This window comes from Gimesia benthica (genome assembly GCF_009720525.1).
Lineage (GTDB): Bacteria > Planctomycetota > Planctomycetia > Planctomycetales > Planctomycetaceae > Gimesia > Gimesia benthica.
On record NZ_CP043930.1, the window covers coordinates 3192676 to 3208466 of the forward strand.

Annotated in this window: 13 protein-coding genes; 7 read left to right on the plus strand and 6 right to left on the minus strand. The window is 52.8% G+C overall.

Going from position 1 to position 15791, the window contains the following annotated elements; genetic code table 11:
• Nucleotides 1-116 precede the first annotated feature (116 nt).
• A complete protein-coding gene (locus tag F1728_RS12075; RefSeq protein ID WP_155364314.1) occupies nt 117-2702 on the plus strand; it encodes a hypothetical protein in 2586 nt (861 codons plus the stop codon).
• A 118-nt stretch (nt 2703-2820) separates the two neighbouring features.
• Nucleotides 2821-2961, plus strand: a complete 141-nt coding sequence (locus F1728_RS12080; protein WP_155364315.1) for a hypothetical protein — start codon at nt 2821-2823, stop codon at nt 2959-2961.
• Here the strand turns inward: F1728_RS12080 and F1728_RS12085 are convergent, their stop codons facing one another.
• Both F1728_RS12085 and F1728_RS12090 read right to left on the minus strand, forming a co-directional pair.
• Nucleotides 2962-3177 (minus strand): RNA-binding S4 domain-containing protein, encoded by a 216-nt coding sequence (locus F1728_RS12085; protein ID WP_145438528.1) that lies wholly within the window; start codon nt 3175-3177, stop codon nt 2962-2964.
• On the minus strand, nt 3177-4607 hold the full coding sequence (locus tag F1728_RS12090) for a sulfatase-like hydrolase/transferase (protein WP_155364316.1): 1431 nt from the start codon (nt 4605-4607) through the stop codon (nt 3177-3179). Before F1728_RS12090 ends, F1728_RS12085 begins: the two co-directional genes overlap by 1 nt.
• Before the next feature lie 100 nt (nt 4608-4707).
• Here F1728_RS12090 and F1728_RS12095 point away from each other — a divergent pair, with 100 nt between their 5' ends.
• A complete protein-coding gene (locus F1728_RS12095; RefSeq protein ID WP_155364317.1) occupies nt 4708-5676 on the plus strand; it encodes a dihydrodipicolinate synthase family protein in 969 nt (322 codons plus the stop codon).
• Nucleotides 5677-5744: 68 nt separating this feature from the next.
• Here the strand turns inward: F1728_RS12095 and F1728_RS12100 are convergent, their stop codons facing one another.
• Nucleotides 5745-6023, minus strand: coding sequence for a ferredoxin family protein (locus F1728_RS12100; RefSeq protein ID WP_145180423.1), 279 nt, complete (start codon nt 6021-6023; stop codon nt 5745-5747).
• A gap of 594 nt (nt 6024-6617) precedes the next feature.
• Between F1728_RS12100 and F1728_RS12105 the strand changes: the two genes are divergently transcribed.
• From F1728_RS12105 to rlmN, 3 genes are all read left to right on the plus strand, one after another.
• Nucleotides 6618-7817: a DegT/DnrJ/EryC1/StrS family aminotransferase gene (locus F1728_RS12105; RefSeq protein WP_145180421.1), complete on the plus strand. Its 1200-nt coding sequence runs from the start codon at nt 6618-6620 to the stop codon at nt 7815-7817.
• A gap of 310 nt (nt 7818-8127) precedes the next feature.
• Nucleotides 8128-10044, plus strand: a complete 1917-nt coding sequence (locus F1728_RS12110) for a hypothetical protein (RefSeq protein WP_155364318.1) — start codon at nt 8128-8130, stop codon at nt 10042-10044.
• Nucleotides 10045-10249: 205 nt separating this feature from the next.
• A complete protein-coding gene (rlmN, locus tag F1728_RS12115; protein ID WP_155364319.1) occupies nt 10250-11356 on the plus strand; it encodes a 23S rRNA (adenine(2503)-C(2))-methyltransferase RlmN in 1107 nt (368 codons plus the stop codon).
• A 24-nt stretch (nt 11357-11380) separates the two neighbouring features.
• Here rlmN and F1728_RS12120 read toward each other — a convergent pair whose 3' ends face one another.
• On the minus strand, nt 11381-11812 hold the full coding sequence (locus F1728_RS12120; protein WP_155364320.1) for a hypothetical protein: 432 nt from the start codon (nt 11810-11812) through the stop codon (nt 11381-11383).
• A gap of 344 nt (nt 11813-12156) precedes the next feature.
• Between F1728_RS12120 and F1728_RS12125 the strand changes: the two genes are divergently transcribed.
• Entirely contained in the window at nt 12157-13575 is a 1419-nt protein-coding gene (locus F1728_RS12125; RefSeq protein ID WP_155364321.1) for an aldehyde dehydrogenase family protein, read from the plus strand.
• A gap of 26 nt (nt 13576-13601) precedes the next feature.
• Here the strand turns inward: F1728_RS12125 and F1728_RS12130 are convergent, their stop codons facing one another.
• Complete coding sequence (locus F1728_RS12130; protein ID WP_155364322.1) at nt 13602-14297, minus strand: metallophosphoesterase family protein; 696 nt, start codon at nt 14295-14297, stop codon at nt 13602-13604.
• 117 nt (nt 14298-14414) lie between these two features.
• A complete protein-coding gene (locus F1728_RS12135) occupies nt 14415-15671 on the minus strand; it encodes an argininosuccinate synthase (protein WP_155364323.1) in 1257 nt (418 codons plus the stop codon).
• Between the last annotated feature and the right edge of the window lie 120 nt (nt 15672-15791).

Consider the following 15791-nt stretch of genomic DNA (forward strand, 5'->3'; position numbering starts at 1 on the left):
GTAATGAACCGTGGTTTGCATCTGAGGCTTCTTCCTCAGGGGTACAACATTTGCAATTCTCATGAAATGACTGCCGTTTTTCTTCTTCACCTACTTCGATCGAGTGGTAGAACTCCATGACCAGTGTCATACGATCTCGTCCAATCAGTATCTGTCTTTTGCTGCTCCTCTTTTCCGGACTGGCCATCGCACGCTGGAACCGGCAGTATTTTTTCAGCCCCGACAGTGCCCGTTACGTGATCATGGCCCGTTCCCTCGTTAACGGCGACGGTTACCGGGAGATTGATACTCCGGGAGCCCCTCTCTATGCGCACCGCCCCCCGGGTATGTCGGTCCTGCTCATGCCTGCGGCCTGGATCGCGCCTTACGATGCCATTGCCGCCAAAGCCACCGTCCTGCTCACCACTCTGCTCCTGCTGGCTTTATTGTACTATTACATGGTGTGCCTCAGTCAGTCGGAAGAACCAGAAGACCTGACTGATAAGCAACTTATTTACGGCGCCCTGCTGATCACATTTCTGTTTGCAGTCAATCCATTCACGCTCTTCTACTCGACGCTCATCATGAGTGAAATCCCTTTCACGGCCTGCACTCTGGGGATTCTCTATCTGATTGCCGTCAGACCAGAACAGCCGCGCAAACGGGATCTGTTTCTAATCACTGCATTACTGGTCTTCCTCCCCTTTCTCCGCACGATCGGGATCGCCATGGTACTGGCTGTCGCCTGCTGGGCAGTGGTCCGAAAATCGCGCTGGCCCTGGCTGGTGGGAGTGGCCTGCTCAATAGCTGCCTCCGGACTGTGGATGCTACGCAATGCGGCACTGGGGAAAAGCGGTTACGCCAGTATCGCCGTCAACGAAATCAGATCGCAGGGAGTCATCGGCACAGCGTTTCGCATGTGGGAACGCATGAGTGCTCACTTCGAGAATTTTGGACAACAACTGCTTCCCAATATGCCTGGCATGCGACCGATCTACAGCGGCATGGTTCTTGATGAAATCATCACCTTGCCGGGACCAACCTGGCTGTACTATCTGATGACGGCAGGAGTCATCGCTGTCGCCTGCTACGGGATGCTTTATCGCCGAAATCGTGGCGGAACTGTTGCCCTGGGCTATCTGGTGTTCAGCGTGGGCATCCTCTCCCTCTGGCCCTGGATGCAGGAACGCTTTATGCTGCCTCTGGTGCCTGTCGTTCTAGCATTTGTTCCTTCAGGTTGGGCTGCCCTGAAACGGCACATTCAGGTTGCCCGTCCTGTCACCGGTAAAATATTTGCAGGTGGGTCTGCGTTCGTTTTGTTTCTCTTTGTCGGTTGTCTCTGCTGGACTGACACGCAACTGGTCCACGCCAATCTGAAGATGGTCTGGCAACCAGATCAGTTATATGACGAAGAGCTGCCCTCCAACGGATTCAGTAACTGGACGAAAGCGGGAGCCTGGCTCAAGCAGAACTCAGAACCCTCAGACCGGATCATCACTCGTCAGGCAGCCATTGCCACAACGGCTCATCGTTTTGAAATGCTGGCGTTTTTTGAACTCGTCAGTCCTGACAAGCTGCATGAAAGTATTCAGAAATTCTCTGCACGATATCTGACATCGTACGACAAAGAGATCGTTTCCGCCTTCCCGTGGTACCTGCTCGACCAGGATCTGGTCTACCGGTTCAACCCTGTCTACGACGAGCAAGGCGTCTTGATTCTCAAAGTCGAGCCAAATCGGAGTGGCACCATTCGCCAGAAATACTGGCAAGCCGGTGAATCACTGGAGATCGCTCGACAGGCCTATGAACAGTTCCCCCACCGCTCGACCTTCCAGACAGCTCTGGCGCAAGAGATGTTCAAAAATGAAGACTATGAGGAATTGATCGGATTCATCAAACAGCTTCAAGAGCAGCAGGTAAAAGATGTGAAACTCACCTCTCTGCTGGGCTGGTGCTATTTTAAGACCGAACAACATCCGAAGGCGATTCAGGAATTCCAGCTCGCCCTGGGCATGCCCGGTCAGAAAATGATGCGCGGTGACCTGATCCGGGGAATTGAGCTGTCACATAAATATATGGCTAATCAGCAAGAACTCTCACCGGAGGAAGCAAATCTTAAAGCAGCGAAGAAATCGTTGCAGCTCGCGCGAACCTGGTGGGAATACTCGCAGATCGACAAAGCGGAAACGGAGCTGCATCATGCCCTGCAGAGGGAATCTCTGGAATCTGAAACCCAGGCAAAAATGCAGACCCTGCTGGCGAAAGTCTATCTGGCTCAAGGACGGGTGGCTAAGGCGACTGAGCAGTTAGAGCTCGCTCTGAAAACAGCCCCGACAACTGAAAAAAGTGAAGCGCATACACTGTTGGAGATGATTCAGCGGGAGACTCTTGTCGAAAATTTCTTAAAAAGTCCGAGAAAATATCCTGTTGATAAAACAGGACACGACGACGTTCCGCTTAAGGAAGAGATCCTGCAACTCGCTCAGGAATACGAAGACTTTGGTGTTCCCGGAAAATCACTGGCTTTAATGGAACGTGTAAATACTGCATTCCCCAAGCAGCTGGAAATTCTCAAGTTACTTCTTAAGTATCAGCTGCTGTATACTCTCACACCGGAAGCGGAAGAGACTATTGCACAGCTCAAAATCATCGCCCCCCAGGAGCAGGGGCTGTCAGAAGCAGCGAAAAAAATCGAAGCGCTGAAGCTGGTTCCCCGTTTCTGAAAAACAACCATCAACAGCATTGCATATGTCCACCGGCTTTCATTCCGGCATGCGCGGCTGCAGAGGGTAGACTATTCATATCTCAATTCGTTGCGGGCCAGGAACGGGGGAACCTCTTATGGAACTCTGGATTGATGGCTGGCTGGATTATCTACTTGACGCCTGGCGGACTGCAACCACCGCCGAGTACCTGAAACTGATGGTCGGCGTTATTCTTATCGGAGGCTTTTACAGCATTCGCAGCAGCAAAGTGAGATGACTAACTCTCCTGAGTGACTTCTACACGCCACTGCTCGCCGGCATACGCGACGACATCTCCCGGTGCAAGCTGTTTACGACGCCGTGTTTCTACAACGCCGTTCACAGTTACTTCACCTGCCTGGATGACAACCTTGGCATGTCCACCGGTGCCGACAGCGCCTTGCTGTTTCAGAAACTGATCCAGTCGGATCGGGGGACGTTCCTCATGTGACATTACTTATCTCCCGTCTTGACTGCACGCTTTTTCTTCTTTTTGGGCTGCCAGCGCTGCAGTAGTTCCTTGAGCTCCTCGGCTGTCGGTGCCTTGAAAGTCGGATCCTGTGGATGGGTGGAAGAAAGTGCGTCGGTATCTCCCACCTCCTTCTGCCAGGTTTTCAAAGCCGTCAGTAGATGGTCTGCCTGCTGCTGGTAATCGGGATTGCCGAACAGGTTGCGGGTCTCTGCCGGATCGTCCTGCAAATCGAAGAGCTGTGTTTTGTTAATCTGCGGATAAGTAATCAGCTTCCAGCGACCATCGCGGGCCGAGCGCTGCACGTCTTTGTAAGCGGTGCATAGCGTTTCTCGAGTCCGCTTCTGCTCACCTGTGATCACTGGCCACATACTTTGGGAATCCAGTCCCTGTGGTACCTGAGTCCCGACCATTTCACAGACCGTCGGAAAAATGTCATATAAGTAGACCAGCGCGTCGCTCTGCCCCTGCGGGATGCCGGGACCACTGAAAATCAGGGGAGATTTCATACTGTGTTCGTACAGACTTTGTTTCCCCATCAGGCCATGACTGCCTACCGCCAGACCATGATCGGATGAGAAGATAATGATGGTGTTGTCATACTCCCCACTCTCTTTGAGTGCAGTTAACAGTCGGCCGATGTGTCCATCCAGTCCGGTAATGTCTGCATAGTAATCGTGGAGGTGCTTTCGGATCTCTGATTTGGTACGGGGAAAGCCAGCCAGCAGTTCATCCCGGACCACCTGCTCTCCATTATTGAAGGGATGCAGGGGGAGATAGTTTGCCGGCAGAGGCATAGATTCGCGCAGATAGAGGTCCATGTATTCCTGGTCTGCCACTCGCGGATCATGCGGACAGGCGAATGCCAGGTACATGAAGAACGGCTGATCGTCTTTCCGTGTCTTCAGAAACTGGATCGCATCGTTCACGATCTCCTGACCGGGCTGTCCCAGCAGACGGGCCTGTTGATCATTCACATATTTCGTCGTATCGAATTTTTTGTGAATCAATGCCGCAGTATTGCCCTGTTTGCCGTGATGGTAGGTGTAATACCCGGCTCCTTTCATGGAATCAGGGAAATTCGGTTTGTCAGCCGAGGCATAGCGGCCGGTCCAGCGAAAGTAAGTACGGCCACTGAGCAGCATATTCCGACTGCAGACACAAACTGCCCCTGAGTTGCTACCCAGACAGTAGGCATTGTTGAAGACAAACCCGTTGCGCACCAGCTGGTCGAGATGGGGAGTCTTGATCAGAGGGTTACCCAGTGCATGTATCGTGTCCGCCCGTTGATCGTCCGTAAACAGGAACAGAATGTTGGGTTTTTCTTTCGTGGCGGCACTGAGACTGCTGCCGAACAGGGGAGAAAAACAGGCCATCAACAGTAAAGCGAAAGAAACTCGACAGCGAAAACTCATGATTGCCTCCAAGATTGAGCGCCGATCTGGTATTCTGGCGGGAGCATGAAACACTGAAAATCAGTAATTCGAACGTCAATATATAGCAAGGACTAACCAAATGCCAGAAGCAGCCCCCGCGGCCACATATGATCCCATTAAAATGATCAAACCCCGTCGAAAACTGACTGGGATTTCCGCTGTCCTGCTCCCCTATCTGGAGTCGGGTGAAATTGACCGTGAGTCGCTGAGCGCTCATGTCGCCCGTACGGCTGATCTGGGAATCACCCCCGCCGTGAATATGGACACCGGTTATGTGAATCTCATCGATGAACCTACCTTCATCGAAGTTCTGAAAATCACCCGTGAAACTCTCAACGGGGGCTCTTTCGTCGCGGGTGCGTTTGTCGGCGATCAGACCGGGGCGGCCTTCGATGCTGATGGCTACCAGCACAAGATTGATCTGATCCAGGAGTATGGCGGCACGCCGGTCATTTTCCAGTCCTTTGGACTGGTAGAACAGACTCCGGAACAGATTATCGAATCTTATCGAACAATTGCCGCCAACACAGACCGCTTCATCGGGTTTGAACTGACCCGTGACCTGGCTCCCTTCGGATCGGTCTACGATCTCGATACGTATGCCGCCCTGATGGAGATCCCGCAGTGTATCGGCGCCAAACACTCATCCTTCCATCGCGAACCGGAGTGGGAGCGGCTGCAGCTACGCGATCAGAAACGTCCCGATTTCAAAGTATTCACGGGAAATGATTTTGGGATCGATATGGTCCAGTACGGCAGCGATTACCTGCTCGGCCTAAGCACTTTCGCCCCCGACCTGTTCGCGAAACGGGATGCATACTGGGAAGCAGGCGATCCGGCGTTTTATGAATTGAACGACCTGCTGCAGTACCTGGGTTATTTCACCTTCCGCAGCCCTTCGCCGGCTTACAAGCATTCGGCGGCCCAGTTTCTGCACCTGCGAGGTTGGGTGAAGACGAATCAGACACATCCGAACAGCCCGACGCGCCCCGACAGCGATATTGAGATTCTGCGCGAACTGGGACAGCGACTCAATGTCATCGACTAAGCAAAAACTCCCCATGACCAGGTTTGATCATGGGGAGTTTATTGTTGTATTCAGTCTGTCTTATCGAATCACGAATCAGCCAGGGGCTCTTTCTTTTCGGTGATGACGGGCAGTTCCTGAGATTTTTCGGCATTGATCTGGATGTAATCCTGCCACTTATCAGGAAGATTGTCCTCGTGAAAAATCGCTTCTACCGGACATTCTGGCACGCAAGCTTCACAGTCGATGCACTCATCAGGATTGATGTAGACCATGGATTCCCCTTCGTAGAAACATTCTACGGGGCAAACCACAACACAGTCTGTGTATTTGCAGTTGAAGCAAGCCTCTGTAACCACGTGTGCCATGAGTTTTCCTTTCTGGACGTTGCACTTCTAAATGTGATTAATCTACTCGAAGCGTTTAATGGTATTATAGACTTCGAAAATCAAAAAACTACCAGTCGCGCTCAATCAGACCTCGCTGTGGATGAGTCTGAATGGCAGTCATTTGTGATAGAACTCAAGTTGATCAACCCGCCTCCCAAAGAAACGGACGGTTCATCCTAGAACGCTGAAAATCAGGTGTCAAGACTACATATTCCCGGCCCGGCTCAGCCCCTGTTTCTTCTATCGGCAATCTTCCTGATAATCATGCGTTGTTTGCCAAGGGTAGGGCGACAAAGAAGACCTGATGATCTGCTTAGCACTCTTTCTTCAGAGACCAGCCTGAGTCCTGTGTTTTTTCGGATTGACACATATTGACAGAATCTGGTTCTCGACATAATCTACGCACGAAATTTCGATTCGCCCTTGAGTAACCCAGGATGGAGACCGCTCAGTTTGATCGAAATCTCTGCGACTTACTCGAAATTAAGCCGCATCAAATCTCTCAAAACATCCAAACTTACCTGTTTTTGAGCACGGAACTCCCCGGTTTTCCATAGCGAATGGAGTCGCTGAATGACAAACAACACCCCCACACCTGTCCCCTTTATCAATCTCGTCGACCAGTATCAGAGAATCAAGACTGAGGTTCAGGATGCCGTCCTGAATGTGTTTGAAAATCAGTCTTTCGTTCTCGGCGATGAAGTCGCTGAATTTGAGTGTGATATTGCCGAATATTGCGACTCCCGGAATGCCATCGGAGTTGCTTCAGGCACCGATGCCCTCCTGCTGGCCCTGATGGCCCTGGAAATCGGCCCCGGCGATGAAGTCATTACCAGCCCGTTTACCTTCTTTGCAACAGGCAGCTCGATTGCCCGCGTGGGTGCGACTCCGGTATTTGCCGATATCGACCCCGTGAGCTTCAATCTCTGCCCTGAGTCAATCGAAGAAAAGATTACCGAACGCACCAAAGCCATTATGCCTGTCCATATTTTTGGACAATGTGCCGACATGGAACCAATCTGGCGTAATGCCGTCCGGAATGGGATTCCCGTCATCGAAGACGCAGCCCAGGCAATTGGAGCCGAATACCGGGGCCGGCGTGCTGGTGTTCTGGGAACCGTAGGCTGTTTCAGCTTCTTCCCAACCAAGAATCTGGGGGGCGCCGGAGATGGTGGACTGGTTACCACCGATGATCCGGACCTCGCTACCCGAATCCGTCGCCTGCGGGTTCACGGAGACCTGGGCGGTTATCAGCATGCTGAAGTCGGTATCAACAGTCGTCTGGATGCCCTGCAGGCAGCAGTACTGCGGGTCAAACTGAAACACCTGGATCAGTGGACCAGCGAACGACAGGAAAATGCTCGTCGGTATAATTCCCTGCTGCGTCACTACCAGCTGCTGGATTGCATCGAACCTCCTGCCGTGCTGCCGGACCGTCGTCACGTTTACAATCAGTACAGTCTCCGTGTCAAAGGCGGGCAGCGGGACAAGGTGCTGAACGACTTACGTGAAAAGCAGATTGGCTGTGCGATCTACTATCCACGTCCCCTGCATCTGCAACAGTGCTTCCAGTATCTGGGATACCAGGAAGGGGATCTGCCTGTCACTGAACTGATCACCAGTGAGTGCCTGGCTCTGCCTATTTTCTCTGAATTAACAGCGACTCAGCAGGAAACTGTGATTCGCGGAATTGCGGAAAGCCTGGGTCGGCTTTCTTCTCCTCACTTTCCGACCCTCTATTCAGAGACATCACAGGTCAGAAAGGTTGCTTAATCAGCAATCCGAACAATCTGAAATTTCAAAATCCCCTGATTGCTCCGGCAGTCAGGGGATTTTTTGTTGCACGGTAGAGGCTCCTGAGGCAGCCACACACCAAAGTCATCCCAGTTTACTCAACCGGACCTGACAGCATTTTGCAGTGGCGAAAAACCTACAAAAAATCAGGACGCGCCCACACGACTGCCTTTCGTAGGGTAAGCTTAGAGTGATGAAATTAATTTCCTGCATCGATGTGCAAAGCATCCAAAAACCAATCCCAATTCCTGCCAAAATAATGACGTTGATCGGCAGTTAAGGAGAGCCCATGCCGACTCTTTTTCAAAAACCGATAATTCTGATCATACTGGCTTTTGTTTTCTGCGTTTCCGTTTCGGACTCCTCACATGCAGCAGAAACACCAGGGGAACCTGATTCCACGGCCAGCAAAACCGCCATTGCGCTCAACTACTGTCGCGCCGCGTTCTACCGCATCAGGAAGACCGGCTCGAAAGAGGTGATGTATGAGGAACGGGAAAAGATCCTCAACAACCTGAACCTCAACGGCATCGGTGATGAGAAAGTCATCAAACTCTACTCATCAGTACTCGATGAAATCTCACAGGTCGAGATCGCGGACCAGGAACGCGAATACTTCAAGAACAAACATAATTACCAGGCTCGCCAGAAAGTGGCCATCAACGCGCTGGCACTCACGACCGATGTACTCACACTGCAGTTTGGCAGTGCCGTCCGCACGGGTGCCAACAGCTGGTGGGACTATCGGAACGTCCAGGCGCAGAAAGACCTCGACCTCTGGAAAGTCGATAAACAACGTATGGAGACGGTGATCTCCAAATCGACCCTCTTCCTGGACACCTTCTGGAAACTGGCCCAGGAGAAAAAGATTCCGGATCAATGGCTGATCCGGGATGTGGATCTCGATGCGCTGGATGAAGCCATGCAGGAGCAGAACCCGCGCGTGCGTTTGCGGATTCTGAAACGCATGGAACGCTTCATGAGCCACTATCCTCCGTACTGGTATTACGTTGCCCGTACGCAGCAGGCCCAGGGGCAACTGTTCGCCGCCTCGCAGACCTATACCGAACTGGCGAGTATCGGTGAAGGCTATTTCCGGCGAGATGACATGCTGGCCTCGGGTACGGCCAACCTGGCCAGTATTCGCGACTACCTGGGACAACCGGGTGCCGCACAGATGGCGATGAAATCACAAACCTATTCCAGCGAAGTCTGGGAAGCCAACCTGCTCTGTTCGCAGATCCTGCAGAAGCATCAGCAGGCGGATGAAGCAGAAGAAGCCATCCTGCGGAATCTGGACGTCGATCTGGAAACCCGGCAAAGCTCGGTCGCCCTGCTTTCGCTTTATTACAAGACAAATAACAAGCAGAAAATGATGGCTCAACTGAATCAGCCCAAGGTCGTGAAATCCGTTCCCGTCCCTACGTTGATTCAATGTGCCATATTCCTGGGAGCAGACAAAATGCCTCCGGTTGCTACTGCACAGATTGAATCCTCACTCTACGTCTATCCACAGCTCCATTTTGGTGCAGACGATATCGTCATTGCTTCCACTGGTAACTGGCATCTGCACATGTCTCAGGCGGAGCTGGTGATGGCAAACAAAACCTATTCCCGCCCCCGGCTTGCCACCGGACAAAATGAAGTTCATGCCCGTTTTGAACGGGTCGCCGAATTTGGAAATCCGTTTGCGAACTCAGGTCTGGCCACTGCGCAACCTAAACTGCGATTGAAATATCCGGACGGGTCCAGTTTGGAACTGATGCTGGCTTCAAACCCACAGGACCGCAAACAGATTGACGTCGGCAATGCTCTGAACACACTCAAAGCACCTCCCGGCCAGCACTACCGGATTGTTGGTGCAGAAATTCAGGGTCAGCGGATCGCCTTCAATGACAAAGCCATCGTTGACGACGGGCAACGCATTGTCAGACAGAAACCACAACCAGCCATGGATGCACCACGGCTGTCGCAGGACGAGCCTCGTCCGCAGCAGCCCGCCGTTGAGCAGACTCTCCAGGCCGAGACGAAGTCGAAACTTCCGATGCTGGATGTACCTGAGCTGGGCATCCCCCAGTCTCCTCCGCCAATCCCGGCCCTCTCCTTTGATCCGGGCACATTTGAGGAGGAGCAGGATATCCAGAAAGGGAAAAAAGGGACGGTAGTCAGCTTTCCAGCCCCTCCTGAAGAGACGAATGTACCGTAAATCCGGCAGAAACGGGTTCTGACCAGGCCAGAATTAGAAATCTGGTCCGATAAATAGTAGTCATCTGCCCCGGTCCCCGATATGATGACAGCAACGTATCCCGGCCCTGCTTTTCCGGAGCCGGTGCAAATCGCGACTTTTATTATTTGCGAAATCGATTCGCCGCGTCCAGACCGACCGCGAACGCACGCTTGAGCCAGAAACCATGCTTTCTTCCGAAAATGTTCCGTCCACCGCTTCTCCTGTTGAAGCAGGTCGACTCCCCCTGATTACCGATCTCACCCGGGAACAACTTGCCCAGTGGTGCATCGATCACGGTTCGTCTTCTTATCGTGCAGACCAGATTCGTCGCTGGATCTTTACCAAACGCGTCAACGATTTTGACGAAATGCACGACATCTCCAAAAAGTTTCGCGAACTGCTGAAAGAGAACTTCCGGCTGTTTTCGACTACGATCGTCAAACGGCAGACCGCAAAGGACCGCACGGAAAAGCTACTCCTGGAACTGGAAGACGGACACCACGTTGAATGCGTGCTGATGCGGGAACCCAAGCGGAATACCGTCTGTATCAGTACTCAGGTCGGTTGTGCAATGGGTTGCGTCTTCTGCGCCAGTGGACTGCTGGGACTGACCCGGAATCTGTCGATGGGCGAAATTCTGGAACAGATTCTCCGCCTGGACCGCGTGATTGATGAAGACGAACGCATCTCCAACATTGTGGTCATGGGAATCGGCGAGCCTCTGGCCAATCTTTCGGCACTGATTCCTGCCCTGGATACATTAAATCACAAGGGAGGCATGGGGATTGGCGCCCGTAAGATTACGGTCTCTACAGTCGGTCTTCCTGCAAAAATCCGGGAACTGGCGGATGTCAACAAATCATATATCCTCGCTGTTTCCCTGCACGCCCCCAACGATGTCCTCCGCGATCAGATCGTTCCCACGAACAATAAAATCGGGATTCAGAAAATCCTGGATGCCACCGATTACTATTACGTCACTACCGGCAGACGAGTGACCTTTGAGTACATCCTGCTGTCCGGCGTCAATGACAGTCCAGCTCACGCCCGCGAGCTGGCAGACCTGCTCAAACACCGTAATGCACACGTGAACCTGATTCCGGCCAATGGCGTAGAAGAGACCGGCTACCAGTGCCCCACCACAGCCGATGTAGATCGCTTCTTTATGACGCTGGCGAAAGGGGGCGTGAATGTCACTGTCCGCAAGCGTAAAGGGGACGACATCGATGCCGCCTGCGGCCAGTTGCGTCTGAACCGGGAAAAAGAAAAGGAAATGGTTCAGATTCAATAGAATTCAGGATTCTGAATCAGTGGCTTAATCCAGATTAAAATCTTCGGGATGGAAATTAACCAGCACGTCGTCCCGGAACATCAGGTAGACGCTGCGACCGGTCTTATCCGGTCCCCATTTGTACGCGTCATCCGTCGTACGGAATGACCCACCGCTGGCTTTCAACCATTTGGAGGATTCCTCGAATTCCCCTTCTTCACCGAGTTCTTTCTCAACGCTGGCGCGCGACATGCCGGATTGCAGCCGGTGTTTCAAGATCCAGTTCAACGCATCAGGATCACGATCGGTGAGGAATAACATCCGCTGATGCTCTGCTTTACTGACCCGCTTCTCTGCTCGATGTGTGCCACTCGCCATACCGCTGTCCCAGTCGGGCATGGTTTCACATCCCGAATTCAGCAGCAGCGTGACGACAATACATGTCATCCACGGCGCCATGGATCGTAGATTGGCCATGATCATTTCCGTCTGATAAAAGGTCTTGAAGGTTGGGAGAGTGCGTCACTGGTGCGAAACAGAGTCAGTACCGAGGACTGGAGAGAAGTGAATTCGGAGACGAGACTGTCCCATGAAATGTGGGCCGTTTTTTAGCAGAATATCCGTATCCTGCCAAGATCAGATTTCACCACGAACATGCCTCATTAAACGCTTAACTGACAGTAGCTTAAGGCCAAATTCCCCCTGCAAAACCAAAATCGGTTCTTTCGCTGGCTTGTCAGATTCTTGCCGCACGTCTATTCTGAATTTGAAGGACGCATTTGTTCCCCGTAGTTACTCCGTTCCGGAAGGTTTCGATCAAGATGAAAATGTTTTGCGCTGGCCAGTGGCAGGATACCAAACAGTCAATCAATGTGACGAACCCCTTTGACCAGTCGGTCATCGATACAGTTCCCCAAGGAAGCGGCGAGGACATCCAGAACGCCGTAAGTGTGCTGGAGCGGGGGGCACAGATCATGAAATCCATGACGGCCTATGATCGCAGCGTGATCTTACAAAAAGCAGCGGAACTGATGCTGGAACGTCAGGATGATCTGGCCCGCACCATCAGCCTGGAAGTCGGAAAGATCCTGGGTGAAGGTCAGGTCGAAGCCAGCCGCAGTGCTGAAGTGATTCGGCTCTCCGCAGAAGAAGCCCGACGCATGATCGGTGAAATGATTCCACTGGAAGGCAACGCGGGCGGAAAAAACAAACTCGGCTTCACCCTGCGGGTTCCCTGCGGCATCGTGGCTGCGATTACTCCGTTCAACTTCCCACTGAACCTGGTCTGCCACAAAGTCGGCCCTGCCATTGCTGCGGGGAATGCGATCCTGATCAAACCGGCCAGCGACACGCCACTCTCTGCACTGAAGCTGACGGAGATCCTGCTCGAAGCCGGCCTGCCTCCCGAAGCGATCGCCTGCGTCACCGGTCCCGGGGGAGAAATCGGCCGCGCCATCTGCACCGACACCCGCATTCGCAAAATCAGCTTCACAGGTTCTTACGAGGTCGGAACCAAAATCTGTGAAATGGCCGGCATGAAACGTGTGACAATGGAACTGGGCAGCAACAGTCCCGTGGTTATTATGGACGATGCCGATCTGGAAAAAGCTGCGACTGCGATTACGATGGCCGGCTATGCCAATGCTGGTCAAGTCTGTATCTCGGCACAGCGGATTCTGACTTCTTCCAAAGTCAAAACAGATTTCGTCGATCTACTGAAATCCAAGGTCGATGTGCTGCAGACCGGTAATCAACTGGAAGAGAGTACCAAAATCGGCCCCATGGTGCGGGAAGCGGATGCCAGCCGGGTTGAGCAATGGGTCAACGAAGCCGTCAGCCAGGGAGCACGCCTGATTACCGGGGGCCAGCGAGAGGGAGCCATTTATGCCCCCACCATTCTGGATGATACTACGCCGGAAATGCAGGTCGTTAAAGACGAAATCTTTGGCCCCGCGGTCGCTCTGTCATACTTCGATGACATCGATGAAGCCGTACGGCTGGCCAATGACACCACCTACGGACTGTCGGCCGGTATCTTTACGCAGGATATTGATCGGGCCATGAAGTTTGCCCGGCAGGTCGAAAGCGGTAACATTCACATCAACTGGTCCAGCCAGTGGCGGGCCGATGCTATGCCTTACGGTGGCCTGAAACACAGCGGCACCGGTAAAGAAGGCCCCAAGTACGCCATTCATGAAATGAGCGAAGAAAAGATGGTGGTAATGCATCTCGCGGACTGACCCCGCGAGTTATTTCCCGATGCGGATTACTTCACCACATACTGTTCCAGGGTTTTGCCTTCACGGTATTTTCCGGACTGCTTGGCCTGAAACATTTCATTTGTCTTCACGTCAATCGCGGTGAGATAGTTGCCGCGATAGGCGGCTGTATCGAGACAGACCCAGCCATCAAAGACCAGCGGCTTACCTGATTTTTGCGCGGTATGCCCACAGATAATCCGTCGTCCGGAAGGGTCGGCCTCTTCGGTCCCTTTGAGTCGATCCCAGCGGAGCTCCTGTGGAGTCAGATCTTCCAGCGGCACTCCCGGCACAGCTGTGGCATGCACGAAAATGTCGGTGTCCGTTTCGTAGTAATCCAGGGCGGTAGCCATGAAAATCCGGTGCTCTTCCGGGATGAGGTCATAGCGTCCCCCGTAGGAATCCAGGGCTTCCTTTCCACCATGCTGCAACCAGGTAGACTCCCAGCGTCCTCCATGGAGTCCGTCCAGCATCATCTCTTCGTGATTCCCCTTGAGCATCACGAGCTTACAGGTGGACTTCAGATCCAGCAGCATTTCGATGACATGCTTCGTACCGGGACCACGGTCAACAGCATCCCCCAGACAGACGACGGTATCTTCGCGTTTGAGCTCCAGATGGTACAGAATCGTCCCCAGCGCAACATCACAACCGTGAATGTCACCGATCGCAATCGTACGTCCTTGCTGAGTCGTTTGATCCATCACGCGACTATCCTGTTTGAAGTCAACCTGAAAACAGCCTGGGGAACCGGCTTCCGGAGTCAGCTGCGACAGTCAGAGCTGCGCAACTGAACCACGGATAATTACCGGTTGGTGTGATCAGGATTTATCGGATTGACTGGGGGGCATAATCCGGGTCGGTTTCGAACTCGGTTCCCCCTTCAACAACTGCTGGCGGGCTTGTGTCTGTTGTGCCAGTCCGTGAATACGAATGAAGCCCAGGGCAGTCTCGTGCGGGAACTGGTCGCCTTCTTCGTAGGTTGCCAGTTCGGGACTGTAAAGGCTGTGTTCGCTCTTCAGACCGGTTACGGTGTGATTTCCTTTATACAGCGAGACGCGGACTGTTCCGGAAACAAACCGCTGGTTCTTTTCAACAAATCCCATCAGGTCCTGATGGAAAGAGCTGTACCAGAGACCATCGTAAATAATATCGCTGCAAGTCTGACTGACGAACGTTTTGAATCGCAGTGACTGCCGACTGAGTGTCAGGTATTCCAGTTCACGGTGTGCGTTGTGCAAAATCACGGCAGCGGGTGCTTCGTAAATTTCACGACTCTTGATACCGACCAGACGATTCTCAACGTGGTCGATCCGGCCAATGCCGTGCTCACCGCCGATTGTATTCAGGTGTGCGATCAGGTCAGCACCGTCCATCTCCTTACCATCGATGGCAATGGGACGTCCCTGCTCGAATTCGATCTCCAGTTCAACAGGTTGATCGGGAGCATCCTGGGGAGCCACGGTCCACTTGTAAGCTTCTTTCGGAGGAGCTACCCAGGGATCTTCCAGCACACCTGCTTCCACGGAGCGTCCCCAGAGGTTCTGGTCGATACTGAAGATGCTTTCCTTGGTGGCTTCAACTTCGATTCCATGTTCTTTGGCGTACTGCAACTCTTCGGTGCGTGTCCATTTCCACTCGCGAACGGGAGCAATGATTTTCAGCTGCGGTGCCAGGGTCTGGAAGGAGACATCGAAGCGGACCTGGTCATTACCTTTACCAGTACAGCCATGAGCGACAGCGGTTGCCCCGTGCTCCTTCGCGACTTCCACCATCCGGTGGGCGATCAGCGGGCGGCCCAGAGCAGTCGCCAGGGGGTACTTACCTTCGTACATGGTGCCTGCCATCAGAGAAGGCCAGACGAAGAAGTCGACGAACATGTTTCTCACATCTTCGACCACGGCTTCCACGGCACCGGTTTTGATCGCTTTTTCCTTGATTCCATCCACGTCGCGACCCTGGCCGAGATCACAGGTATAAGTGATCACGTCCATGTCATATTTTTCATTGATCCACTTAACGGCGACGGAAGTATCCAGACCACCACTGTATGCCAGAACTACTTTTTCTCTTGCCACGAAATTCTACCAATCTTCTGGAATTGAAGGAGTAAATAAACGAATTCGACGGAATCTGCGAACGATGCAAATGGTACTATGATCGAAACGCATCCGCAATGCGCAGATTCTAACATTCTG